13 protein-coding genes and 4 pseudogenes are annotated in these 26,417 nt (G+C 66.6%); 11 read left to right on the top strand and 6 right to left on the bottom strand.

Annotation, left to right across the window (positions count from 1 at the left end; all coding sequences use genetic code 11):
• The coding region (locus ACFVJ3_RS41465) for an amino acid adenylation domain-containing protein (protein ID WP_378457594.1) at window positions 1-7,756 on the top strand (7,756 nt) is incomplete at its 5' end.
• Window positions 7,757-8,326: 570 nt separating this feature from the next.
• On the opposite strand, the gene ACFVJ3_RS41460 is transcribed toward ACFVJ3_RS41465, so the two are convergent.
• Complete coding sequence (locus ACFVJ3_RS41460; RefSeq protein ID WP_378457593.1) at window positions 8,327-8,611, bottom strand: alpha/beta fold hydrolase; 285 nt, start codon at window positions 8,609-8,611, stop codon at window positions 8,327-8,329.
• A gap of 177 nt (window positions 8,612-8,788) precedes the next feature.
• On the opposite strand from ACFVJ3_RS41460, the gene ACFVJ3_RS41455 reads away from it, so the two are divergent.
• The 3 genes from ACFVJ3_RS41455 (at window position 8,789) to ACFVJ3_RS41445 (ending at window position 11,862) form a co-directional block, all read left to right on the top strand.
• The gene (locus ACFVJ3_RS41455) at window positions 8,789-9,199 is read left to right on the top strand and encodes a PAS domain-containing protein (protein WP_378457592.1); all 411 of its coding nucleotides are present in this window, start codon (window positions 8,789-8,791) and stop codon (window positions 9,197-9,199) included.
• 336 nt (window positions 9,200-9,535) lie between these two features.
• Window positions 9,536-11,044, top strand: coding sequence for a wax ester/triacylglycerol synthase family O-acyltransferase (locus ACFVJ3_RS41450; RefSeq protein ID WP_378457591.1), 1,509 nt, complete (start codon window positions 9,536-9,538; stop codon window positions 11,042-11,044).
• A 530-nt stretch (window positions 11,045-11,574) separates the two neighbouring features.
• Window positions 11,575-11,862: a hypothetical protein gene (locus ACFVJ3_RS41445; RefSeq protein WP_378457590.1), complete on the top strand. Its 288-nt coding sequence runs from the start codon at window positions 11,575-11,577 to the stop codon at window positions 11,860-11,862.
• Between the two features lie 405 nt (window positions 11,863-12,267).
• Here ACFVJ3_RS41445 and ACFVJ3_RS41440 read toward each other — a convergent pair.
• Together ACFVJ3_RS41440 and nrdF are read right to left on the bottom strand one after the other, a co-directional pair.
• Window positions 12,268-12,443: pseudogene (locus ACFVJ3_RS41440) on the bottom strand (transposase); the annotation flags it as partial.
• Window positions 12,444-12,491: 48 nt separating this feature from the next.
• Window positions 12,492-13,472, bottom strand: a complete 981-nt coding sequence (nrdF, locus tag ACFVJ3_RS41435) for a class 1b ribonucleoside-diphosphate reductase subunit beta (protein WP_378457589.1) — start codon at window positions 13,470-13,472, stop codon at window positions 12,492-12,494.
• Between the two features lie 74 nt (window positions 13,473-13,546).
• Here nrdF and ACFVJ3_RS41430 point away from each other — a divergent pair.
• Window positions 13,547-13,854 (top strand): annotated as a pseudogene (locus ACFVJ3_RS41430) (ParA family protein); the annotation flags it as partial.
• A 96-nt stretch (window positions 13,855-13,950) separates the two neighbouring features.
• Window positions 13,951-14,079, top strand: a complete 129-nt coding sequence (locus ACFVJ3_RS41425; RefSeq protein ID WP_378457588.1) for a hypothetical protein — start codon at window positions 13,951-13,953, stop codon at window positions 14,077-14,079.
• Between the two features lie 161 nt (window positions 14,080-14,240).
• Here the strand turns inward: ACFVJ3_RS41425 and ACFVJ3_RS41420 are convergent, their stop codons facing one another.
• Window positions 14,241-16,601, bottom strand: a complete 2,361-nt coding sequence (locus tag ACFVJ3_RS41420) for a helicase-associated domain-containing protein (protein ID WP_378457587.1) — start codon at window positions 16,599-16,601, stop codon at window positions 14,241-14,243.
• Between the two features lie 1,529 nt (window positions 16,602-18,130).
• On the opposite strand from ACFVJ3_RS41420, the gene ACFVJ3_RS41415 reads away from it, so the two are divergent.
• The 3 genes and pseudogenes from ACFVJ3_RS41415 to ACFVJ3_RS41405 all read left to right on the top strand — a co-directional run.
• Window positions 18,131-18,478, top strand: a complete 348-nt coding sequence (locus tag ACFVJ3_RS41415) for a WhiB family transcriptional regulator (protein WP_378457586.1) — start codon at window positions 18,131-18,133, stop codon at window positions 18,476-18,478.
• 20 nt (window positions 18,479-18,498) lie between these two features.
• A pseudogene (locus tag ACFVJ3_RS41410) lies at window positions 18,499-18,687 on the top strand (DUF4193 family protein); the annotation flags it as partial.
• Window positions 18,688-19,029: 342 nt separating this feature from the next.
• Window positions 19,030-19,678: pseudogene (locus ACFVJ3_RS41405) on the top strand (IS3 family transposase); the annotation flags it as partial.
• Between the two features lie 492 nt (window positions 19,679-20,170).
• Here the strand turns inward: ACFVJ3_RS41405 and ACFVJ3_RS41400 are convergent.
• Both ACFVJ3_RS41400 and ACFVJ3_RS41395 read right to left on the bottom strand, forming a co-directional pair.
• On the bottom strand, window positions 20,171-23,140 hold the full coding sequence (locus tag ACFVJ3_RS41400; protein WP_378457585.1) for a UPF0182 family protein: 2,970 nt from the start codon (window positions 23,138-23,140) through the stop codon (window positions 20,171-20,173).
• A 484-nt stretch (window positions 23,141-23,624) separates the two neighbouring features.
• Window positions 23,625-24,509 carry a class I SAM-dependent methyltransferase gene (locus ACFVJ3_RS41395; protein WP_378457584.1) on the bottom strand — a complete coding sequence of 295 codons (885 nt, stop codon included), beginning with the start codon at window positions 24,507-24,509 and terminating at the stop codon, window positions 23,625-23,627.
• Between the two features lie 340 nt (window positions 24,510-24,849).
• On the opposite strand from ACFVJ3_RS41395, the gene ACFVJ3_RS41390 reads away from it, so the two are divergent.
• Window positions 24,850-24,999, top strand: a complete 150-nt coding sequence (locus ACFVJ3_RS41390) for a hypothetical protein (RefSeq protein ID WP_009473232.1) — start codon at window positions 24,850-24,852, stop codon at window positions 24,997-24,999.
• Window positions 25,000-25,186: 187 nt separating this feature from the next.
• On the top strand, window positions 25,187-26,368 hold the full coding sequence (locus tag ACFVJ3_RS41385; protein ID WP_378457583.1) for a PucR family transcriptional regulator: 1,182 nt from the start codon (window positions 25,187-25,189) through the stop codon (window positions 26,366-26,368).
• Window positions 26,369-26,417: the final 49 nt, after the last annotated feature.

Genomic DNA, 26,417 nt, shown 5'->3' with positions numbered 1-26,417 from the left:
CCGCCGCGACCTCCAAGTCAAAATCCGCGGCCACCGCATCGAACTCGGCGAAATCGAAGCCACCCTCACCACCCACCCCGACATCACCCACGCCGTCGCCGCAATACACCACGATCCCCACACCGGCGACCGACTCGTCGGCTACATCGTCCCCCGCGACCACACCCCCCTCGACCCCACCGCGATCCGCGCCTACGCCGCCGACCACCTCCCCGACTACATGCTGCCCAACCCCATCACCATCCTCGACGCACTACCGCTGACCACCAACGGCAAGATCGACCGACGAGCACTCCCCACCCCGGTGCTGCCGACACCGCAGTACCGGCCGCCGGTCACGGTGGTCGAGGGCCTCGTTGCCGGGGTGTTCGCCGACGTCCTCGGCCACGACCGCATCGGACTCGACGACGACTTCTTCACCCTGGGCGGCAACTCGCTGCTCGCGACGCAGGCGGTGTCGCGGCTGGGTGTCGCGATGGATTCGCGGGTGCCGATGCGAGTGTTGTTCGAGGCGTCGTCGGTGCAGGCACTGTCGAAGTGGCTCGAATCCCGGGCGACGGCCGGCGCACGCACACCCCTGCTCGCGCGGCCCCGACCCGAACGAATCCCGCTATCGTATGCGCAGCAACGAATCTGGTACCTCAACCGGTTCGACCCCCACTCACCGGTCTACAACATCCCGTTCGCCGTGCGCCTGTCGGGGACCATGGACACGGCCGCACTGCTGGCAGCGATCGCAGACGTCGTGGACCGGCACGAGACCCTGCGGACGATCTACCCCGAATCCGACACCGGCCCGCACCAAGTGGTTGTCCCGGCGGCGGAGGTCAGCAGCGGATTCGCCACCGCCGCCGTGACCGAGAACGAGCTCGCCGCGCGACTGACCTCGATGGCCTCGGCCGGGTTCGACGTCACAGCATCGGTGCCGCTGCGCGCCGCCTTGTTCGAGACAGCCGACGATGAGCATGTGCTCGCCGTGGTGCTGCACCACATCGGCGCCGACGGCTCCTCGATCGCCCCGCTGGCCCGAGATCTCGTGGCCGCCTACACGGCTCGCACAGGCGGACACGCGCCATCGTGGCCACCGCTAGCGGTCCAGTACGCCGACTACACGCTATGGCAACGCGAACTACTCGGGTCCGAGGACGACCCCGATTCGTCGCTCGCACAGCAACTGACCTACTGGCGTTCGACATTGGATGGTCTACCCGAACAGCTCGAGCTGCCCGTGAACCGAACTCCGCCCGCCGTCACCCACCGTGGACGAACACACACGTTCACCATCGCCGCACGCACCCACCGCGCGGCAGCCGCACTAGCACGACAGCACACCGCGACCGTGTTCATGGTGGCGCACACCGCGTTCGCGGTGTTCCTGGCCCGGATGTCGGGCACCGGCGATATCGCGATCGGCACCCCCGTCGCCGGCCGCGGCGACCCAGCCCTCGACGATCTGGTCGGCATGTTCGTCAACACACTGGTGCTGCGAACCCCGGTCGACGCCGCCAGCAGCTTCACCAACCTGCTCTCGACGGTGCGAGAAACCGACCTGGCCGCGTTCGAGCACGCCGACGTGCCGTTCGAACGGGTGGTACAGGCCCTCAACCCGGCACGGTCGACCACCCGGCACCCACTGTTCCAGGTGATGCTCGCCTTCCAGAACCAGGAACACGCGGAGCTCGAATTGGAGGGGCTGACCGCCCGTATCGAAGACATCGACCACGCCGCCACCCAGTTCGACCTGACCCTCACCATCAGCGAACGTTTTGGCGACAAGGGCGCCCCCACGGGGCTGAACGCAGCATTGACCTACACAGCCGACCTGTTCGACGAGGACACGGTGCGAGGGTTCGCTGATCGGTTCACCCGGCTCCTCGAGGCCGGGGTGGCCGATCCCGACAGCCCGGTCGGCGACATCGACCTCCTCGACCCCACCGAGAAACAGCTGATCCTCGGGAACTGGAACCACACCGATCATGCGCCAACCACCGACACGCTGGTGTCGATGTTCGGTGCGCAGGCCGCCCGCACACCCGACGCCATCGCGGTCATCGACGGAAACCGAACACTGTCCTATGCCGAGTTCAACGCACGCGTCAACCGTCTCGCCCGACACCTGATCGCACAAGGAGTAGGCCCGGAAACCATCGTGACACTGCGGATGCGCCGCTCCATCGACTTCGTCATCGGCGTCTACGCGACCCTCACCGCCGGCGCAGCATACCTACCCATCGACCCCGACCACCCAGCCGAGCGCGCACACTTCATACTCTCAGTGGCACAACCAACCTGCATGCTGACCACCACCCACGACGACCAAATCGATCTGTCCGACCCGGTACCGGTCCTCCACATCGACACCATCGATCTGTCACGGGTATCCGCGGCGCCGGTGACCGACGCGGACCGTCGTGCACCGCTGCGCCCGCAGAACATGGCGTACGTGATGTTCACCTCGGGATCGACCGGCCGGCCGAAGGGGGTAACCGTGGCCCACAGCGCGATCGCCAACGAGGTGCAGTGGGTTGCGTTAGATTACGGCTTCGGTGACCGTCTTTTGCAGAGCAACGCGGTGACCTTCGACGCGTCGACCCCCGATCTCTTCGCTCCGCTGCAGGTCGGTGCCTGCGTGGTGTTGGCAGGGCCCGACGGCCAACGCGACCCCGACTACCTCGCCGAACTCATTCGCAGCCATGCGATTACCCACATGTCCTCGGTACCGACGGTACTGACCGCCCTGATGGCCAGCCGATCACCCGACGTTCTCCGCGGCGTGCGGGTGATCTACCTCGGCGGTGAAACACTGTCCGGGCGCACGGTGACGCGACTGACCCAGTCCGGTCCTGCAACGGTATGGAACCAGTACGGGCCCACCGAAACCACCGTCAGCGTCATCTGTCACCGTTGCACCCAGCCCGAAGAGTCGGTGGTACCCATCGGCACACCCCAGACCAACTGCCACGCCTACGTGTTGGACCACCGCTTGCATCCGGTACCGGTGGGGGTGGTGGGCGAGTTGTATGTGGCGGGGGTGCAACTGGCACGGGGTTATCACGGCCCGCCCGGACTGACCGCCGAGCGGTTCGTCGCCAACTCCTTCGGCCCACCCGGCGAACGCATGTACCGCACCGGCGACCTCGTGCGCTGGCACCCCGACGGCAACCTCGAATTCCTCGGCCGCCGCGATCTCCAAGTCAAAATCCGCGGCCACCGCATCGAACTCGGCGAAATCGAAGCAACTCTGACGGCGGATCCCGACGTAACCCAGGCTGTCGCCGCGGTGCACAATGATCAGCACACCGGGGACCGGCTCGTCGGCTACGTCGTCTCCCGTGACGGCGCCCACCTCGACCCGGCTCGTGTCCGCGCGATGGTCGCGGACCGCCTCCCCGACTACATGGTGCCCTCGCCGATTACCGTGGTGGATCGGTTGCCGTTGACGGCGAGTGGGAAGGTGGATCGGCGGGCGTTGCCGGTACCGGTGTTGCCGGTGCCGCGGTACCGGGCGCCGATGACGGTGGTGGAGGGGGTCGTTGCCGGGGTGTTCGCCGACGTCCTCGGCCACGACCGGGTCGGGCTCGACGACGACTTCTTCACCCTGGGCGGCAACTCGCTGCTTGCGACGCAAGCGGTGTCGCGGCTGGGTGTCGCGATGGATGCGCGGGTGCCGATGCGGGTGTTGTTCGAGGCGTCGTCGGTGCAGGCACTGTCGAAGTGGCTCGAATCCCAGGCGACGGCCGGCGCACGCACACCCCTGCTGCCGCGGCCCCGACCCGAACGAATCCCGCTATCGTATGCGCAGCAACGAATCTGGTTCCTCAACCGATTCGACCCGCACTCACCGGTCTACAACATCCCGTTCGCCGTGCGCCTGTCGGGGACCATGGACACGGCCGCACTGCTGGCAGCGATCGCAGACGTCGTGGACCGACATGAGACCCTGCGGACGATCTACCCCGAATCGGAGGCCGGCCCGTACCAAGTGGTTGTCCCGGCGGCGGAGGTCAGCGGCGGATTCGCCACCGCCGCCGTGACCGAGAACGAGCTCGCCGCACGGCTGACCTCGATGGCCTCGGCCGGGTTCGATGTCACAGAATCGGTGCCGCTGCGGGCCGCCGTGTTCGAGACGGCCAAAAACGAGCATGTGCTCGCCGTGGTGCTGCACCACATCTGCGCCGACGGCTCCTCGATCGCCCCGCTGGCCCGAGATCTCGTGGCCGCCTACACGGCTCGCACAGGCGGACACGCGCCATCGTGGCCACCGCTAGCGGTCCAGTACGCCGACTACACCCTGTGGCAACGGGAGATACTCGGCTCCGACGACGACCTGGGCTCGTTGCTCACCCAGCAGCTGACGTACTGGCGTTCGATACTCGCCGGGCTACCGGAACAGCTCGAATTGCCGGGTTACCGGACCCGGCCCGTGGTGTCGCACCGTGGACGGACACACGCGTTCACGGTCGGCGTGGAGACCCACCGCGCGGTCATTGAGATCGCACGGCGACACGCCGCTACGGTGTTCATGGTGCTGCACACCGCGTTCGCGGTGTCCTTGGCCCGGATATCGGGCTCCACTGCCGTCATCATCGGCACCCCCGTCGCCGGCCGCGGCGACCCAGCCCTCGACGATCTGGTCGGCATGTTCGTCAACACCGTCGCACTGCGAACCCCGGTCGACGGTGCCAGCAGCTTCACCAACCTGCTCTCGACGGTGCGAGAAATCGACCTGGCCGCGTTCGAGCACGCCGACGTGCCGTTCGAACGGGTGGTACAGGCCCTCAACCCGGCACGGTCGACCACCCGGCACCCACTGTTCCAGGTGATGCTCGTCTTCCAGAACCAGGAGCACCCGAAACTGGAATTGGCGGGGCTGACCGCCCGTATCGAGGACATCGACCACGCCGCCACGCAGTTCGACCTCACGCTGACGGTAAGTGAACGCGTCGATCGGGATGGTGCCGCTCGCGGTCTGACCGCCACGCTGACTTACGCGCAGGACCTGTTCGACGAGGACACCGTCCGCGGCTTCGCCGACAGATTCACCCGGCTCCTCGAGGCAGTGGTGGCCGATCCCGACAGCCCGGTCGGCGACATCGACCTCCTCGACCCCACCGAGAAACAGCTGATCCTCGGGAACTGGAACCACACCGATCATGCGCCAACCACCGACACGCTGGTGTCGATGTTCGGTGCGCAGGTGGCGCGCACACCCGACGCCATCGCGGTCATCGACGGAAACCGAACACTGTCCTATGCCGAGTTCAACGCACGCGTCAACCGTCTCGCCCGACACCTGATCGCACAAGGAGTAGGCCCGGAAACCATCGTGACACTGCGGATGCGCCGCTCCATCGACTTCGTCATCGGCGTCTACGCGACCCTCACCGCCGGCGCAGCATACCTACCCATCGACCCCGACCACCCAGCCGAGCGCGCACACTTCATACTCTCAGTGGCACAACCAACCTGCATGCTGACCACCACCCACGACGACGGAAACGACCCTCCGCACGACATACCAGTCCTCCACATCGACACCATCGATCTGTCACGGGTGTCCGCGATGCCGGTGACCGACGCGGACCGTCGTGCACCACTGCGCCCGCAGAACACGGCCTACGTGATGTTCACCTCGGGATCGACCGGCCGCCCGAAGGGGGTAACCGTGGCCCACAGCGCAATCGTCAATCAGGTGCGGTGGGTGGTCGAGGCGTTCGATCACCGTGCCGGTGACCGTCTCCTGCAGAGCAACGCGGTGACCTTCGACGCGTCGACCCCCGACCTCTTTGCACCGCTACAGATCGGCGGATGCATGGTCTTGGCGAGCCCGGACGGCCAACGCGACCCCGACTACCTGGCGGAGCTCATCCGGGCGCAGAAGGTCACCCACCTGGCGTCGGTGCCGACGGTGCTAACCAGTCTGATGGCGAGCCGGTGGTCGGACGCGCTCGGTGGGCTGAAGGTGGTCTACCTCGGCGGTGAATCACTGTCCGGGCAGACGGTGGCGCGGTTGGCGGAGTTCAGTCCGGCGACGGTGTGGAACCAGTACGGGCCCACCGAAACGACCGTCAGCGTCATCTGTCACCGTTGCACCCAGCCCGAAGAGTCGGTGGTACCCATCGGCACACCCCAGACCAACTGCCACGCCTACGTGTTGGACCACCGCTTGCATCCGGTTCCGGTCGGCGTGACCGGAGAACTGCACCTGGCCGGGATCCAGCTGGCGCGGGGGTATCTGGGCCGGCCGGGGTTGACGGCAGAACGGTTCGTGGCAAATCGGTTCGGCCCACCCGGCGAACGCATGTACCGCACCGGCGACCTCGTGCGCTGGCACCCCGACGGCAACCTCGAATTCCTCGGCCGCCGCGATCTCCAAGTCAAAATCCGCGGCCACCGCATCGAACTCGGCGAAATCGAAGCCACCCTCACCACCCACCCCGACATCACCCACGCCGTCGCCGCAATACACCACGATCCCCACACCGGCGACCGACTCGTCGGCTACATCGTCCCCCGCGACCACACCCCCCTCGACCCCACCGCGATCCGCGCCTACGCCGCCGACCACCTCCCCGACTACATGCTGCCCAACCCCATCACCATCCTCGACGCACTACCGCTGACCACCAACGGCAAGATCGACCGACGAGCACTCCCCACCCCGGTGCTGCCGACACCGCAGTACCGGCCGCCGGTCACGGTGGTCGAGGGCCTCGTTGCCGGGGTGTTCGCCGACGTCCTCGGCCACGACCGCATCGGACTCGACGACGACTTCTTCACCCTGGGCGGCAACTCGCTGCTCGCCACCCAGGTCAGTGCGCGGCTGCAAGAGGCTCTCGGCGTCGAGATCCAAGTTGCGTGGCTCTTCACAGACTCCACGGTGGAAGCGATCGCCCGTAGAGTCGGGGCAGCCTCCGACGGGTCGACACCTATTGCGCCGACCGGACCTTCGGCGTTCGACGTCCTGTTGCCGATCAGATCAGCCGGGGATTCCGACCCGATCTTTTGCATACACCCGGCTAGCGGATTGGCCTGGTGTTACGCAGGTTTGGCTCCATACACCGAACCGGGACGGCGAATCTACGGGCTCCAATCCCCCGAACTCGTCGAAGACGACCCGCATCCCCGTTCGATCGAACAGTTGGCGGAGCAATACGTCCGAGAAATCCAGGCCGTGCAACCACACGGCCCATATCACCTACTCGGCTGGTCATTGGGCGGAGTCATCGCCCACGCCGTAGCCACACGGTTTCGCCTTCTGGGGCAGAAGGTCTCACTGCTAGCGATGCTGGACAGCCGGCTGCGCGAAGCGGAATCGGCTGCAGCCCGGGAATTCACTGTGGGAGACATTCTGGTCGAGCTGGCCGATCTGATTGGATTCGGCGCCGAAGACTTCGATGCCTCCGGGGCACCCTTGTCGGCTGAACAGGCGACCGAACTGATCCACACGCGGACTGGAGCATTCGAGTTTCTCCAGCCATCACACGTGAAGCGGATCGTCGCATCTTTCAATGACGCGCCACGACTGGTCGCCAATTACCAACCCCCCGCGTACGACGGAGACATGGTATTTTTCGCCGCCACTGCAACCGACGACATGACCCGAGAGTTTACCGAACGCTGCTGGCAGCCATACATATCCGGTTCCATCGAGTACTACCCCATCGATGTCACGCACATTCGTATGACCACGCCAGGCGCTTTGGCAGACATTGCACGAGTTCTCAACACCTACCTCGTCGACGCTGCCGGTTAGTTGCGGTTCGACATCGGCGAGCGCCCGCTCTGGCCGGGTTGGATAGCGGACCCATTGAGGCCGAGTAAGCAGCCGGGCCTCCCTGGCCCTCTTCGCCGGACCGAAGGCCCTGGCGTCTCGGGCGCCCTCGCTGAGTTGCTGGACACTTTTTGCGGCTTGGACGGCTTTCTTTGCTTGTGCGGCCCTCTGCATCGAGAGAACCTCTTCTGCCAGTTTCGCGGTTCTGGGGCTCTGCTCTGCGAGGGACTTCGCTGCCCCCTCGAGTGCCCCGTCGAAACTGAAGACGGTGGTGTTCGCTGCTGCGGCCGCGTCAGCCATGGCCATTTGGCCCTGCGCCAAGCCCCGCACAAGCGAAACGACCTTCAATGAGCCCGCCGCAACAAACGTGCACCCGCAAGCGGGAGCACCACCGCCGGCGCCCGATCACGCACAACGATCGTCTGCAACAAGCCCAGAGTGATGCACCGTGCATCACGTGCACCCCGAGTCGTGGGTGCGTCCAGTCCCGATTGCGATTCCTCTGCTGTCTCGCTCGGTCAGCGCCCGTAGCGACCGAATCAGAGATACACCTCAGATGTCCTGTAGGAACGCTCCAAGTCGTTCAAGCACCAACTCGGGTGGTTGATCGACAATCCAGTGACCGACGCCGTCGACCGCCTCGAGCTTAGAATCACGCGCCCGCTGGGCGTACCCGCGCAGAAGCGTGGGAGTGATCGCCGGGTCACCCACTCCGCGCAGAAACCGCAAGAGAATATCGCCAGAGGTACTCGCGAATTCGCTGGCACGGATCAGTTCGCTCGTCAGGAATGTGCGATACCAACGCGAGCCGGCGACCGCATGACCCGGCTCGCGCATGCGACGTACATAGAGAGTGAAATCGATCGTTGAGGTAGAATCCGGCGCCGACCCAACGGCCCGTCATCCTGATAGAGCGCCCATTCGGGTCGCTGAGAAGGCGCGACCCGATCACCGGAAGAGAAATCGAGATCTGAAAACCAGTAACGGGAAAGTTCTGCCCTCGATAGTTCGAGTATGGAGAGACGACGCCCGAACCCGGAGACCGCGCTGGGTTACCTCGAGCAGCTCCCCGTCCTCGTGCTACTGGACAGGCTGCCGGTGCCGGTGCTGGCTGTGGCTCAGGACGGTCTCGTCATCTACATGAATCGGGCTTTCGAACACATGCTGGGGTATCCGCAGGACGCGCTCCGTGAGTGTTCGATCGGAGACCTGGTCCAAACAGTGTCTCCGCTTCGATCGACCGTGACGGAACTGTCCGAGTCGGCCGGGAAGATCGTCGCACTGACACACCGAGACGGCTCCACCGTGCGCGCCGCAATCAGTCGGTCCACGCTCGAGCGACACGACGACCCGGTCATTCTCGTCTGCTTCCAGGATGTGACCGAACAACTGTGGGGCGGCGGCCGCGCCCCACACTTCGAGTGAGGTGATGCCCTGCGCGTCAGCGGGCTAGCTGGAGGCGTTGTAGTGACGCCGGTGGGCCGGACCAACGTCCTTTCCATACACGGCGCGATCGCCGAGTTCTCCGGTATCTGGACACGCCGGGATGTCCGCACGAACCTTCGCTGCTGCTCGCGTGCGGCCGCACCGTCGGCCGCAATGCGAAACTCGTTGTGCGCCAATTCGAATGGCCCGATCAAGGCTCACTGAGGATTCAGGCAACGGCTCGGGACACCACGGGGACGCGCCACGGCGTAGCGTTGTGGTGACGCCTTGTGGGCTCGCCCAGCACGTTGGCTCACCCAATCCAGGTAAAACCTTATGCACCAGCTCAGTTCACTCGATACGCAGTTCCTCGATGCCGAGACATCCACCACCTTCACCCATGTCGGGGTCCTGAGTGTCCTCGGCCCCACCACGCCGGGCGGCGGGCTCACGGTGCAGGACCTCCGGACGCTCGTCGGTGGCCGATTACACCTGGTAGGGCCACTGCGGTGGCGGCTACAGGAGGTACCCCTCGGGCTCGACCGGCCCTACTGGGTGGACTCCGAGTTCCTCGACCTCGGCTATCACATCCGGGAGGTCGCCCTGACCGGACCCGGCACCGACGAACAGCTCGCCGAGCAGATTTCCGGTCTCGCGGCACGTCCACTGAGCCGCGACCGGCCCCTGTGGGAGTGCTATCTGGTGAACGGGCTCACCGGTGGCCGGCAGGCGATCTACACCAAGGTGCACCCCGCGGTGATCGACGGCCTGACCGCGGCGCAGGCCCTCGCGGTGCTGATGGACACCACCCCGCGACCCCGCACGGTGCCGCACCGGCTCAGCGACGAGCAGTACCAGGCGGCCGGCGCCCTGGGGATGCTCGGCAACAGTGCCTGGCATCTCTCACTGTTGCCCGCGCAACTGATGTGGTCCTCGCTCCGGCTGGCGCCGCACCTGCCCGAGCTCGCCCGCGCCCTCCCCGGCGCGGACCTGCTGGGCACACTCGCCCGAAGGCTGACCCCGGGCGTATGGCGGTGGTCGGCTGACGAGCCGACGGCCGGGGCACCGACACCGCCCGACACCCCATTCAACGGCCCCGTCACCGCGCGCCGACGCTTCGCGTTCACCTCGTTGCCGCTCGAGGAGGTCGAGGCGGTCAGGACCGCGTTGGGGTTCACCGTCGACGACGTGGTGACGGCGCTGTGCACCACCGTGCTGCGTCGCTGGCTCATCGACCACGATGCCCTGCCCGACACGGCGCTGGCCGCGGCCATGCCGATCGCGCGGCGCACCGACGCACAGTTCGCGGCCGCCGACCATCGACTCTCCCTCCTGCCCATCGCCCTTCCGATCAACGAAGCCGACCCGGCCCGCCGCCTGCAAAAGGTGCACACCTCGCTCACGGCGGCACCCCAACGTTTCCGCGCCGCACCTGCCACCCTCGTCCGCGACTTCGGCGCCGCGCTGCCGCGGGCGCTGCGCGGTCTGATCTCACGCACACCGCTGCGGGCGCTGACCATGCCCACGCCACCGGTCAACCTGATCATCTCCCACGCCGCCGGCCCTGCTCGGCCGCTGTACACCGCGGGCATCGAGGTGACGGGGAACTTTCCCGTCTCCGCCGTCAGCGACGTGGCCGGCGGCATCACCATCGCCGCCATGTCCTACGGACGGCACCTCGACGTCGGCATCATCGCCTGCCGAAACCTCGTCCCCGATGTGTGGGACGTCACCGGCCAGGTACACGAGGCCCTCTCCGAACTCACCGCGTGCACCCGCAACGTCCGATGCCTGCGTGGAGGCCGTCCCGTAGAGCGGATCCTCGACCTGGACACGCCGCCATAAGTTACGCGGATTTCTCGGCGGCCGGGGAATCCGGCTGCCCGCAAACCCCGAAAGTCCTCGTCATGACAGAAGAAGTCCTCGCGATAGTCATTCCGCCGCGAGGATCGGCGTGCATCTCAGCCATCCAGACACCAACCCCATGCGGGTAGAACTCAGCGACCAGCCGTTTCCCGCTTCGGTCACGGCGACATCCGGCATCCGGCATCCGGCATCCGGCATCCGGGCCCAGCATGGATTCTGTGCCTCCCCTCACGCTGTGGAGCACCTCCATCTGGTGTGCACACGCCCCGGTGGCCTGATCACCCCACGATGGCATTCCCCCGGCCGGAGACGCTCCGTGCGGCGTGCGCGGTACCCAGGTCGGGCCTTGATTGAACCCGCCCGCAGTGGGTATGCAGGCACTGCCCCCGCGCCGGTCCCACGCCTGGGGCCGCCGCGCACCCGGTGTCGATCGCCCCGACGATCACCTCACCCGCACCCGGCGACCGAGCCGCGACGAGACCACGTCGCGACACAGCAGGATCGAACTCATGACCACACACACGCATCTCACCACCGACCACGAGGAAATCCGTCAATGGACCCAGGCTCATCACGGCATCCCCGCCCGGGTCCCCCGCACCACGCCCGACGACGTACTCCGAATCGACCTGCACGGAGTCGACTCCGGTCTCGAACACATCTCCTGGACGGAATGGTTCGCCGCCTTCGACCAGCAGGGCCTGGCCCTCAGCTATCCGGATCCGCACCTACAGGGTGGGATCAGCGCCTGGTTCGAACTCGTACCCCGACCCCGCACCGCGGACGGCCCGTCGTGATCGCGGCGCGCCACAAGCTCGAGCGGCTCGCCGCCGCGGTACGGCCCGGCTCATTGCCGAAAATCGAACCACCGGCCGGGATCTACTCGGGCCCTTTCCCCCCCAGTGGCAACATCATTCGGTGTATGTAGGACGCCCCGTGCCCGCATACTTCAGGCTCACAGCTCAGGAACCGGCACAGCCCCCACATCACCCGCGGACGGCGTCGACAGGAGCCTGGGCGAACTCCGGATCGGCATACACCTCCGTGTGCCGCCACGTCTCGATCGTGCGGGCCGGTGGATCCGGATTATCCAGCGACAAACCCGCCCGCAGCGACGCGATCAGCGCGTCGATAAAGTCCGCGACCTCCTCGACCGACAGGTAGCTCACCCACGGGAACGCCGCCGCGACGACCTTGTGGAAGGCGTGCCCGGCCGCACTGCCGGTAGCGAGGAACACCCCGACCAGACAAATTTGTACCCCGCCCCCGCGGTGCCGGAGTACTGGCGTTGAACCCCGGCCGAGCGGGTGCCCTTCTCCTCCGAACCGGTGTCGCCGACGATCAACACCCCAGCGCGGTCACCGAGCCGGTCGACCATTGCCCCGTCCCTGGCCATCTCCGACCGTGACGTGGCAACCACGCGGGGTCAGAAGTCCCAGTCCGCGTCCTCGGTGTGCTGGTGCTTGCCGATCACGTACGAGCTGCCGGCACCGGAGAAGAATTCGTGCGTCTCCCCGCCGCCGGGGTCCAGGGCAGCGAGGATCGCCGGATTCACCTGGCACTCGTCGTCCCGGAACGCGGGGTGGTAGCCGAGGTTCGCCAGCGCCCTGTTCGCGTTGAACCGCATGAACGGCAGCACGTCCTCGGTCCAGCCGACCTCGTCGTACATATCTTGCGCATACCCGACCTCGTTTTCATACAGGGCGTGCAGCAGCTCGTGGGTGTAGTTGTGGTGGGCGGCCCGCAGGCCGACGGGCATCCGCTCGAGCCCGCGCCGGACCTTATAGCCAATGTAGAACCCGTGCACCGCCTCGTCGCGGATGATCAGTCGGATCAGGTCGGCGGTGTTGGTGAGCTTGCCCCGTGAGGACCAGTACAGCGGCAGGTAGAACCCCGAGTAGAACAGGAACGATTCGAGCATCACCGAGGCCGCCTTGCGTGCGAGCGCGTCGTCGCCGCGGTAGTAGTCGAGGACGATCTGGGCCTTGCGTTGCAGGTGAGCGTTCTCCTCCGACCAGGTGAACGCCTCGTCGATCTGCCGTGTCGAGCACAGGGTGGAGAAGATCGAGCTGTAGCTCTTGGCGTGCACCGACTCCATGAACGCCATGTTGGTCAGCACCGACTGCTCGTGCGGGGTGACGGCGTCGGCGATCATGGCGACGGCCCCCACCGTGGCCTGGGCGGTGTCGAGCAGTGTCAGCCCTGTGAACACCCGGACGGTCATCTGCTGCTCGGCCGGGGTCAACGTCTGCCAGGAGCGAAGATCGTTGGACAGCGGCACCTTCTCCGGGAGCCAGAAGTTGCGGGTCAACCGATCCCACACGGCGGCGTCCGTCGCATCGGGCACCCGGTTCCAGTCGATCGCGCGGACGCGGTCGAGGCGCCGACCTTCGTTTCGTGATTTCACCGCGTATGCGCCTCCTCGACGGGCGCGTGGTCGTGACGACACTTCATTGTCCCACCGCAGAATTGTCCACCGCACACGTCACGGTGCCGATGGAAACCGAACCGCTCTCGCTCGACCCGACCGCCCGCACGATCCGAAAGGTGCCCGAGCCCGCGGGATTCCGTAACATCGTGGTGATCAACAACTGGGATCCGCGGGACGGCAAGCTCGACCTCGGGGAGTCCAGGACTTCGTCCGCGCCAACAAGTGGCCGCTGGCGAAAACCGTCATCCGGCAGTACAAGCTGCACGCCCGGGCCAGCGCCGACGGTCTGGTGGTCACCTGGTACACGGCCAACCGGGTGGCGCTGCAGGCGTGCGAGGACCTTGGGGGTTCCCCATGAGTGAGGACATATCCTTGTCGTCCCAGTCCCGCACCAGGTAGACCCAGATCGATTCCTCGATGTCGTGGGTGGCGTGGACCTTCCTCCGGCTGAACGGTGTCTCTGAACGACACCTTCGATGTTGACGGCGCCGAGCTGTTCATGAATGAGATTGCCGAAGGTCGGTACGACGGGAAGCTCGAGGCGGTGTCGGCCAAGCTGGGCTCTTACGCTCTCGTCCGCTGACGCGTTTCGAGCGTCCGCGGCCGAGAGGGTCGGCACCGCTCTCCCTGGGGTGTCGCCTGCACACTCCGCGAACGGGTGGCACGTGCGGCATTCACCTCACCGTGCCGCACGCCGCCGAGCAGTCAGATGGGGACGCCTCGCTGTTGCCCGGACGCGTGATCTCAGAGCCCGGCCCCGGGTGGTCCGGAAATCGAGATCTGCGCCACCGGAAAGTCCTCGTACCGTTCGGTTGTGGTACTCCACGCGGTAAGAGTGTTTCCGTACAGCGCCGCACTGTGGACCAGTTGCGTGCGGCCGTCGTGCGTGATCTGGGCGGGCTGGCCCGCCACCAGCTCCCAGATTGGCTCGGCCTCGCCACAGCCGCGCAGAGCGGCGAAGAACTGGAACTGTCCGGCAGGTTCGAGGGGCGCGCGGGTGGCCGTGGCGGCGAGGTGGCGGGCATGCCGGTCGGGATCGGCGGCAGCAATTCCGACAGCTTCGAGCTCGCGGCCGTCGACGTCGGCGACGGACTCCGTGTTCGGCGGCGCCGAGATCAGCACGCTGCCGTCGACCTCGCGCACAACCGGCGCATAGCCGGCCATCCGCAGCACGGATAGCGTCGTTCCGGCGTCGCTGCGGGAAGCCACCACCGTCGGGGCGAGCGTAGCCAGTCCCAGCTTGCCGAGTTTCCGGTTGCCCACCAGCTCCACCAGCAGCGTCGGGTCGTCGGCGATGACGGCGCAGCCGAGCTCCACGACGCCCACCTGCCCGTGGGTGCGGGCCACATCGCCGATCAGGTACTCCAACGCCTGCGGAAGGCCCGCGGGTGCGATGGACGTCAGCTCACCGATCAGGTCCCGGGCGGTGCTCCCCCGATCGAACGCCGCCCGAATGCTGCCCGGCGTGAACCGCCAGGTCGTGGCCGCCCCGTGGGACTCCCGGTCGGCGACGCTGTCCAGGAATCGCGACAGGGCGGTCGCCGGCGGGCCGAGGACTACCGCGGTGAGATCGGCACCGATCACCGCGGACGTGTGGGCGCCGGACATCAGCTCCGAAGTCGCGGACGCGAGGGTGCCGGTGTGCAGGCCACGGCACAACGCGGTGGCGGCGCCCAGCGCCAGCAGACCGAGCAGCTCGGCCTCGTGGACGGCCGCGGCGAGAACGTCCCCGACGATGTCCTCGCCGATCAGCGGTGCGCGCCAGCCCAGCAGACCGGCCAGTTCCGCGATGTCCGACACTCCCTGCCCGTGCGCCAACGTGGCGTACACGTCGACCAGTTCGTGACGCAGGTGCCGGTACACGGCGGTGTCGCCCAGCTCGGCAGTCACCGTCGAATCCATCAGCACCGAGCTGTCCGACTGCCACCAGGTTTCGAGAAGTGCGCGTCCCCGGGTCGCGGCGTCTGCGGATTGCCACGCCGACACCGCAGGACCGGGGATCAGACCGGGTGAGGGTTGCGGCGGCGGCCGCTTGCGCCCACGGCTCTTCGGGGGTGCGGGTGCCGGTGCCGGCGCGAGCACCGCGGTGGCCAGGGCCAGCTCCACGGCGAGCCGCAGCTCGTCCGCCTCGACATCCCAGTTCCTCGCGAACGTGCGCAGCGTCCGCATTCCCACCGCGCCGGACTTGATAAGTGGAATCGGTTCGGTCGTCGCCGCATCCACCAGCGCCGAGACCCGCTCGATCATCCGCAGCAGGCGCGACGCGGCCTCGGCGTCCGCGTGCTCGGTCGGCACCGAATGGTGCGCGAGAGGCGGCGGTTCAGGATGGAACGGAAGCCGCCACCGCACTCCACGCAACGCCAGCGACACCTCCAGCGGCATGAAGGCCGCGCCGTCGTAGCTCGGCCACAGGACCCCACGCGCGACAGCCCAGTGACCGGGCTGCTCCCGTGCGGTCGCGGGGTAGGACCCGAAGTACATCGGGAAGTATTCCAGCGCGGCTCCCTGCTCGGCGCACTCGAGAAGCAGATCACGCTCAGCGGGCGGCGCGGCGTCGACGAGAGTTCGGACCGCTTCGGGGTCGCAGAGATAGGTGGCGAGGCGATCGACCACGACTTTCTTGGAACCGTCACCCCTGACCTTCAGTTTCGCGGCCAGCGCACGCAGCTTCTCCAGCGTGATGTCCTCGAGCAGCACTCGCACGGGTTGGCCCAGCCCCGCTCCTACCGCCGGGAACTGGGCGGGTGTCGTGATCTCGCCGTCGGGCGTGACCAGCGTGAGGGCGCGCTCATGCAGGTCGTCGAGGAATGGCTGGACCACCTCCGGGTCACTGCCCAGCCACGTCGACGCACCGGCGGCCGTGACGGGGAGCCCCAGTTGCTCGACCAAGGTGAGGGCGCCGAGCACCTCGGTGTGCGGCTGCGGCAGGCGAGTGTAGGCGAGCACGATCGATTCCTGACCGTGCAAGCGCTCGGCCAGATCGGCGATGTCTGCGGGCCACGGCAAAGACAACGCCTCCGGCCGCCGGCGCAGGACCGCGGCGAGCCGACTCTCGTCGAGTGACCTCAAATGGGTGAGCAACGCGTCGACGTCATGAACGGGCACGGACCCGACCCTAGTGGGTGCGCCCTTTGGTGTGGAGTTCTGCGCTGAGCCGGGGTACCACCACGATCAATTCGTCCTCGCTGACGTTGCGGGCGCTGGGTCTTGACCCCAGCGCCTCACCCGGCGCAATGACACGGCCACTTCTATGGGGATGACAAATCCCCGTCCATGTCAGTTCGGCGGGGGTGCCAGCCGGGCAAGCATCCGCCGTGGGCAGACCGTTTCGTCGTCCAGTTCCTCCGGACGGGTTCGCCGGGATGCGTCGTAGTCGGTGGCCATGACTTCTCCCTGAGTTCGGCTCGGCACCGGATTCCCACCCGCATTCGGGTGCTGTATAGACAACGTCCGGGCGGGCCGTGTCGTGCCCACCCGGGCGAAGTTCGGTGACCGACCAAGTTCGACCCATCGTCGTCATCGCCACATCGAGTGCACTCGACAGCGGGTCCCGCATCGTGGTCGCGGCTGCCCAGCCCCAGACGGCGGCGGGTCTCGTTGCTTCCGCCGGCTGGCACAACGTCACCCCCCACCGTGCGGATGTCCAACGAAGTCTTCGTCTGAGCCGGGATCCTCGGGCGAATCCGATTTCGGACCGCGAAGTGGTCATCTCGCGGTCCCAAACTCCTGGTCGCTGGGAACTGATCACCGGCCGTCGCCCTCGGGTCCTGCTCTTGGGGCTCGGCATCGCGGCGTCCGGTTCTCGCGGGTAGGCCGAGAACAGGCCGGGCTATCACTTGGCCGTGCCCGCCACCATGAGGATTCGGTGCGCTTCCTGAGCCGCCTTTGCCGCCCGGCTACGGGGCGGTTCCTCCGTCGGGAGTTCTTGCCCGCATCATCGCCGACCACAGCGCGATCGCTCTCCTCCACCTGACCGACGTAAGCCGCTTCGACCGAGGGCGGTCCCCGGTGGATCAATCAGTACGGGCAGCTTCGGGGAAGCATCGACAGGCCGACCTGGCCGATCAGCCAACATATGAATTCTCGGGGGCGGAACACAGGGCCAGTCGCTCGCTGACGGCGGTCGCGTAGATACAGCGGATGTGATGCCAGTTACTTTCGAGCGATTCTCGCAATCGTCCGCCTGCGTGCCGATAGCCTTGACATCACACCCTTTCACCAACTCTTTACAGGCGGCACGGGTGTGAAGCATCCGGGTGTCTCCCGGTCCACCGATGTCGAGCCCAGGCATCAACCCACCGACACGCCCACTCCCGTGAACGCGGTACGCACCGATTACAAGTCCCGAACCCAGTCGGTCGCTGCCGTTACCCGACTGCCTCTCCCGAGGTCTCAGGGAGTGAAACCGCGATGTGTCGAGAGACCATGTCGCACAACGCTTTACGGCCTGCAAAGGACGGTGCGCGCCCGGACCCATTCCGTCCCTCGAAGGAAGTCACGCCAACCCACGCCCCACATCGATTTGCCGTGCACACTCCGTCGGCGACCGGTTTCGGCCCGCCAGCCGCACCCTTGCGTGCCCCGCCCTTTCCGGCGGATCGTAAACGATCGACTCTGAAAGCGACCTATCCGCTGTGCCTGATCATTCGCACCACCCCATCATCGACCGGGACTGGCAGCACCGCGCCTCCTGTCGCGGCGCCGACACCGAGATGTTCTTCTCCCCCGACGGTGAACGCGGCCGCGGCCGTGCCCAGCGTGAGCACGCCGCTAAACAGATCTGTCAGGACTGCCCCGTGCTCGCCGCCTGCCGCGCCCACGCCCTTACCGCCACCGAATCTCACGGCATCTGGGGTGGCATGTCCGAAACCGAGCGCTCCCGCCACACACGCCGTACCCGCCGCGCGGCCCGACCCCCGGGAGCGTGTCGCGGCACGGGACCCTCTAGCCTGGCGGGCCCGAACGCCCAGAGCATGAGGTAAACAGCCATAGCCACCGACTACGACGCACCGAATCCGACGAGTCGACGGACACGTCCCTCGAACAGCTGACCGCCAGCAGGAAAGACACCCAGTCCCCCGTCGTGGACGCCGACACCGCCGAGTCCTTCGAGCTACCCGGCGCCGACCTGTCCGGTGAAGAATTCAGCGTCCGCGTCATTCCGAATCAGTTGGACGAATTCACCAGCGCCCATTCCCCATAAAACGCCATAAACACCGATAGACGGCGAACCATGCATCCAGCGCTCAATCCCTTCAAGCCGACCTCCGGGCTTCGCCCTCTCGCCCTGGAAAGCCGGGAGATCGACGAGTTCAAGCTGCCGTCGCGCGCAGCAAGGCACAAACTACGACCGCGGGATGGTCCTGTCCGGACTACGTGGCGACGGGAAGACCGCACTCCTCAAACACCTTGTCAGAGCACGCCGAGAACGGGGCTGGCTCACCATCAGCATCGAAGCTCGATCCAACGATTCCGGCATTGAACCGCCCTGGATGAGGTGGAGGCTCCTGATCTAACAAAGAGAATGTTGATCATGCCTGCACAGAAGAAGTACGACGCCAAGACCCGGGAGCGCGCCGTCCGGATGTATCGGGACCGAATCAGCGATCACGGAGGCTCGAAGCCCGGTGCCCGCCGCTACGTCGGAGAGTTGCTCGACATCAAGCCGGCGGCGCTGCGCAACTGGATCGAGGCCGCCGATCGGGCAGGTGCTCCTGCTGCGTCTCCGACGGGCGAGCAGGCCGACGCCGACCAGGTTCGACGTCTGCACAAGGAGAACACCGAATTACGCAGGGCCAAAGAGATATTGAAGACCGCGAGCGCGTTTCGCGGCGGCGGAGGTCGTCCCCCGCAAGCGGGAGGTGCCCCCACGCCGACTGCGGTGATCGTCGACTACATCGACGCCCACCGTTCTCAATTCGGGGTCGACCCGATCTGTGCCGCGCTCACCGAGCACGCCATCAGCATCGCCCCGTCCACCTACTACCGCAGCGTCCGGACCAGTGGTAGGTCGCGACTTCACCTACGTGTGCACGTTGGCCGGGTTCGTCTACACAGCGTTCTGCGTCGACGTCTTCTCCCGCCGGATTCTGGGCTGGCGGGTGATGACCACCAAGGCCACGCCGTTGGTCAGCGGCGTTCTCGAACAAGCACTGTTCACCCGCCGCAGAACTGATTTACGTAATCGACACCGTGAACAGCGTCCCACCGTCGCCTCGGTCCCCGAGGCGGCCTGAACGAAGTCTCCACTCGATCCAGGGCGGTTCATTCGTGCCCCTTCGGCGTGCACGCCGGACTTGGACTTCCGCAGTTCCCCTGGCACGACGGATGTCGGACATGGAGCGGATAGTGAAAGGCATGCCTGACAACCTTCGCCGCGTAATGGACTGGACAAGTCGACTACGGAACGGCTCGAGGAATTTCTGAAGGACCTCGAGCGCGAGGCCGTGCCACATGCGGACCCGGGGAAACGTTCCTCACGTACGACGCACGCGGTTCGAGTTCGATCTTCACGCCACGGCACGCCGCCATCAGGTCGAGGGCGGCGGAGGGACGAGCTGGGGTGCACGCGTGCGCGGCGGGCGGGTGGTCCTGGCCGGCCTCTCCGGCGTCGCCGGATCCATGATTTTCCGTACGGGACAACGCCATTCCGCGGATCGCGCCGAGGGGACGGATCAGTGCGGGGTTCCGCCCGCGGCCAGGTAGGTGTCGATGGCCTGTTGCAGGCGGTCCAGGGCCGCGCCGTAGGCGGTGAAGTCGCCGGTGCGTTGTGCCTCGCGCAGGTTGGCCAGGGCTACGTTGAGTTCGAGAACCGCCGCGGTCAGCTGGTCCGATGCCGCCGGTGGCGGGGCGGGCGGGGCGCCCGGTGGGGGCGGCGCCGGCGGTTGCCCATCGGTAGGTGGTGGTGTGGTGGCGTCGCCGCCAGGTGCGGTGGCGACGGCGCCGGTGCCGGTGCCGAAGACCTGGTCGAGGGCCTCGGCGAGGGTGGGGGCGTATCCGATCCGCACCCCGCCGGTGCCGGGTTCGCGGTAGCTGACCAAAACCCGGGCCAGCTGCGGGAACGTGGAACCGTTGGGCGTGCTGGTCAAACGTTCGGTGAACACCGGTTCGACGTAGAGGATGCCGCCGTCGGCGATCGGCAGGGTCAGCAGGTTGGCGTAGTAGATCCGGTTGGACCGCTCGAGCAGGGTGCGCTCGGAGGCGACGCGGGTGTCGGAGATCATCGAGTTCTGAGTCTGCCGCGGGCCCTGGGTCTGGGTGTCGGTCGGCAACCGCAAAATGTCGATCCTGCCGTAGTTTTCGGGGTCGGAGTGCACCGAGAGGTAGGCGGAGAGGAATTCCCGGTTGAAGCCGACCATGGCGCTGGAGAGCCGGAAGGATGGGGCCGCGGTGCCGGCGTCGCCGACGAGGACGTAGTACGGCGGCTGCTCCCCGCCGGTGTCGGCGGTCGGATCGCTGGGCACCGACCAGAACGCGTTGGTGGTGAAGAACTCCCGCGGATCATCGACGTGATACTTCGCCAGCAGGTCCCGCTGCAGGCGGAACAAATCCTCGGGGTAGCGGAAGTGCGCGCGAAGCTCGGGCGGGATCGCCTTCGGCGGCTGCACGGTGCCGGGAAACACGCTCATCCACGCCCGCAGGACCGGGTCGTTCTCGTCGACCTGGTAGAGCGTGACGGTGCCGTCGTAGGCGTCGACGGTGGCCTTCACCGAATTCCGCACATAAGACACCTCTTCGAGGGCCAGGGTGCGGCCGGTGTCGGTGACGACCGGCTCGGCGAGTGAGCCGACCTGCGAGTACGGGTAGTGCGCGGCGGTGGTGTAGCCGTCGACGATCCACACGATCCGGCCGCCGACCACCGCCGGATACGGGTTGGTGTCGGTGGTCAGCCACGGGGCGACGTGTTCGACCCGGGTCGCCGGATCCCGGTTGAAGATGATCTTCGACCCCGGGCCGATGGCGCCGGAGAACAGGATGTTGCGTTCGGCATACCGGGCGGCGAACGCCAACCGGTTGACCCAGCTACCCACCGGCACCCCACCGGTGCCGATGTAGGTGTACTGGGCGGTGTCGGTGTCGTACTCGCGCGGCGGCGCACCCTCCGGGCCGCCGACGATGGCGTAGTCCGGGTCCGCCTGCGCGATCACCTCGCCGAAGTAGATGCGCGGTTGCTCGACCGGAATCACCTGGTCGCCGCCCGCCTGGGACGCGATGTCGCTGACCGCATAGATCGGATACCCACTGTCGCTGCTCGCGCTCTGCCCGGCGGCGTCGCGGACGGCGGCGTTGACCCGGTTGGCGGGGGCCGCGATGAACCCGTTGCCGTGGGTGTAGACGGTGTGCCGGTTGATCCACTGGGTCTGGTTGCCGCTGAGGCTGTTCGGGGACAGCTCGCGGGCGGCGACGATGTAGTCGGCGAGTTGTCCGTCGATGGTGTAGCGGTCGATGTCGAGGTGCTCGGGGAAGCCGTAGAAGTTCTTCAGCTGTTGCTGCTGGGTGAAGGTGCGCGAGAGCACGGCCGGGTCCAGCAGGCGGGCGTTGGCGATGGTGGCGACGTCGGCGGGAATGTCCCGGGGCGGTCGGGTCCCCACCCCGGGGTAGTCGAGGTAATCGACCCGGTCCGGCCCGATTCCGTAGGCCTGCCGGGTCGCGGCGATGTTGCGTTCGATGTAGGGACTCTCCCGGTCGGCGGCATTCGGGCGGACCGAGAACTGCTCGATCAGCGCCGGATAGATTCCGCCGACCAGGATCGCCGAGAGCACCAGCAGTGCCGTGGCCATCGCCGGGATCCGCAGGTCCCGCACAGCGATTGCGGCGAAGAACGCCACCGCGCACAGCACCGCGATCGCGACCATGATCAGCCGGGCCGGCAGCACCGCGTTGATGTCGGTGTACCCGGCCCCGGTGAAGGTGGGCTCCTTCCGGCCGCTCCACAACAAGGAGTACCGGTCGAGCCAGTAGGAGGCGGCCTTCAGCGCGATGAACGTGCCCGCGAGCACCGCGAGCTGAATGCGCGCCGGCCGGGACACCTCGATGACGTGGTCCTTGCTCGGTGCCAGCCCGATGCCGCCGAACAGGTAGTGAGTTCCCAGGCCGATCAACAACGCCAGGAACACCGCGATGAACAGCCACGTCAGGATCAGCCGGTAGAACGGCAGGTCGAAGACGTAGAAGCCGATGTCGTACCCGAATTCCGCGTCCACGGTTCCGAAGCCGCCCCCGTGCACGAACAGTTGCACCGTCTCCCAACTCGCCTGCGCGTGCAGACCGAACGGCAGCGCCAGCAGCAATGCGATCCCCACCGCGAACGACCGCGGGCGGCGCTGGACCGCCGTCCGGTACCGCTCGAGCGGATCCGTCGCCGAGGCCGAGGCCGCGAACAAGGGGCGGGACCGGTACGCCCACACCATGGCCGCGAAGATCACCGCACCTACCAGCAACGTCACCGCCGTGAACAGGATCAGCCGGGTGACCAGGACCGTCCCCCACACGCGGCGGAAGCCGACCTCACCGAACCACAGCCAATCGGTATACCCCACGACCAGACGCGGCCCTATCAGCAGCAACGCAACGAGCGCCACCGTCACCATGATCGTGACCCGGGCCCGCCGCGGCAGCGCCCGCATCCGGTCGGACGGTTGCATGGCCACCTCCCACGGGTCGGCTCACGAGCGGCCCCGCCGCCGCGGACCCTGCCTCGCCCGATGCAGCGAAGGCGTTCGTATCGCCCATTCTATGCGGCGCCGGGCTCGTCCTGGCCGGCGCGCACTCGGCATCGGATTGGGCGAAGTGGACCCGCGAGTGGAGTGCACCGTGGCGCACTCGCCGAGAGTCCCGACCGGCCGGTGCGGATCGTCTATGACGCTGCTGCAGAGCAGGGTGGAGAGGAGGTCGAACCACCGCCTCGCGGACCGCCCTCGGGTACGTTGACAGCCGGGAGGACAGGGGACAGGCCCCAGACAGGGGTTCGGCCGGGAATGCTTTCACATTCTCGGCCGGATCTCTGCTTCTCGAGTCTTTCACCGTTGCCGGCTACCATCTCGATCCGCAACTACCAATGTACGCGCGGACAGCGGTCCACCGCAATGGCTCTCCCCTGCAGTTCATCGCCGCGAACTGGGCCGTGGGTTACTTGACCGCCGTCAGGTACGTGGACCGCTTCGACAGATCGACAAGTTCTTCGGGGAGATCCGGAACCGGCCGGCCGTAGGCAGCCGCCAGCTCGAGCGAATTTGCGCGCCGCACCGACCAGCCGTGCCCGGTCAACCACTGCACCGGATCGGCCCGCTCGTCGCCGTAGAACAGCTCGGAGATGTCGATGTCGCCGAATGGATTCTTGGCGAAATACTTCGCCCTGATGGCCTCGAAGCGTTGCAAATCGGTTCCCGCCGCAAAGTTGTCGACGGCAAGGTGGCTACCGGGGCTGGAAAGCTCGTCGATCCGCTCGAACAGCGCGTCGTGCGCCGCGCCCGGGAGATAAGCCAGTAGTCCCTCCACCGACCACGCGGTCGGCTTACCAGGGTCGAAGCCTGCAGCTTGGAGGGCGGCAGGCCAGTCGTCTCGCAGATCGACGGCCACCGGGCGACGATCAGCCTTCGCCCTGGCCCCGTGATCGGCGAGGACCTCCTCTTTGAAATCCAGCACCTGCGGTTGGTCGACCTCGAAGACCGTCGTGCCGGTCGGCCAGTCCAAGCGGTATGCCCGTGCATCCAACCCGGCCGCGAGGATCACCGCCTGCGAAACCCCCGCGCTCGTCGCTGACGAGAAGAACTCATCGAAGAATCTGGTCCGAAAACCCATGAAACCCGAGAACGGCATGTCTCCCAGCGACGACGGGTCGGCCAACAGCCCGGTGAAATGCGGTTCACCCGCCGCTTCGACGAACCATTGCGCGAAGTCGTCCTGGATCAACGCGTCCGGGCGAACTGTCTCCAACGCCCGAAATGTCGCCACTCCCAACGCGGTCAGGCCCACACTACTGACGATGTCCCAACTATCTCCATCAGTTCGCATCGCTGAAGCGCCCTCCCGAACTCGTCGCGGATTTGGAGTCGACGACCGAGCAGGGCAGACCGGCGACGAGGCCAGCGAAGTTCGGCAAGGCCTCACCGAAATCCGGGCCCAGCGTGATCGACCGAACCCGCGCAATTCTACGCTCGAGCCATCGCAATCAGCCGGAGCCGATTCGCCGACCTCGCACCCGCTCGGTCACATTCCCGGCCACCGCCGAGGTGACCAGGCCGAGTGGCACGGGACCGAACATGTGGTGTACAACATAGTCGGCCACGATGTGAACCAGATCACAACCGTGACCGTGAGGCACACATATCGGTAACCGACGAAAGCAGGACACATGGCGACAACCTCGATTGCCCCGACGACTCCCACCGGACGGCAGACGCCCCGGCGCAGCGGCACCATGAGCACCGCGGAGATCAAGTCGAGGATCGAGGCCATGTTCGCCGACGACCGCAGGCCCACACGCCCCGCGGTCACGAACTGACGAAGCTCGCCCCCGCCGACGACGGGATCGGATGAACACAGCATGACCTGTCCGTCCGATCCCCCGCCGCGCGTCGCGCTCGAAAACGTGCAGCACTGGTAGCCATAGAACAACCGGCCGACCAGTTGTCGCGCACTACGGAGACGTCGGGGCCCCGCATCTCGGGAAGACGACCGGCAGGCTACGGATGAACGATGTCCAGCAGTACGCGGACAGTCTCGCGGATCAGTTGAATCGCTCGATCGAAATCGACGACTGCGGTCTCAAGCCGCTCGCCTTGACCGAGCAGCATGGTGATCTCGACGATGTCCGTGTCCGGTCAATCCTCCAGCGACACTCATCCCCGGAGGTATTCGAGTACGCATTCTCGCTCGATATCGCGCACGCAACCGGACCCGTTCGGTTTCCCGCGAATCCGGCGTTGCAGACGTTGCCTCGGGTGTGCGTTCCGATGCGGGCACACGGGGAACTCCAGGGATATCTGTGGCTGATCGACAGCCCGCCTCTGACAGATTCCGACATCGCAGCAGCGGCCGGCACCGCCTCGGCGATCGCCGAACTGCTCCATCAGCAATCCCAGTCGACGGCCACGGTGCTGGATCGCGAGTCTCAACTCGTGAGCGCACTGCTCGCTCCACCGCACGAGAGCACACCGCCGGCCGAGCTTCTCGGCGATGAACCTCTCCTCCGATTCACCGAGCCCGCGAGTGTGCTCACCATGAGGTTGGCACCGATCGATGCGGGCGGCGGCGAGGCGATCGACGCCCGAGCGATGCGGGGCGCTGCCCAGGAAGTGGCGTACGCCCGGCCGCTGGGCCGTTCCCTCCTTGGGCACGGCGACGACACCATCCACCTGATTGTCAGTGCCGAGGTACACGCTGACCGCCTTCGCCCGTTCCGCCACGCTCTGGCACAGGCAGCCAGGCGACGCGGATGGATGCTGCAGGGAACCGGCACTGGAGGGGCCGCAGCCACTGTCGATGAGCTGCGACGATCCGGAATGCAATCCAGCTATGCGGCAACCGTTGCACACGCGCGGAACATCGAGCAGTTGAGCTGGAACGAACTCGGAGCCGACCTCGTGTTCTACGGACTGCCGTGGACGATGGAAACTCTGGAGATTCTGTTCCCCGGCGCATCTCGTCTGTTCGACGCGGACAACACACTGATTCGCGAGAGTTTGGACGCCTACTTCGATTGCGGCGGTGATACACGCCGCGCTGCCGCCCAACTGGCCGTGCACCGCACCACCCTCTACTACAGGCTCGACCGTGCGCAACAGCTCCTCGGAGAAGACTGGGCACAGGGCGAACGCAGAGCCGGACTCCAGCTCGCCCTCAGATTGGCGATGCTGATCCGTAACACCTGATGCGTGTCGAACAGTCGGATTCGACCGTTCACCTGGAGCTTTCGACAAT

Source organism: Rhodococcus sp. NPDC127593, from assembly GCF_042671975.1.
In the GTDB taxonomy this organism is placed as follows: domain Bacteria; phylum Actinomycetota; class Actinomycetes; order Mycobacteriales; family Mycobacteriaceae; genus Rhodococcus_F.
The sequence above is the reverse complement of the archived record's forward strand: the minus strand, read 5'-3'. Positions and strand labels throughout refer to the sequence as shown.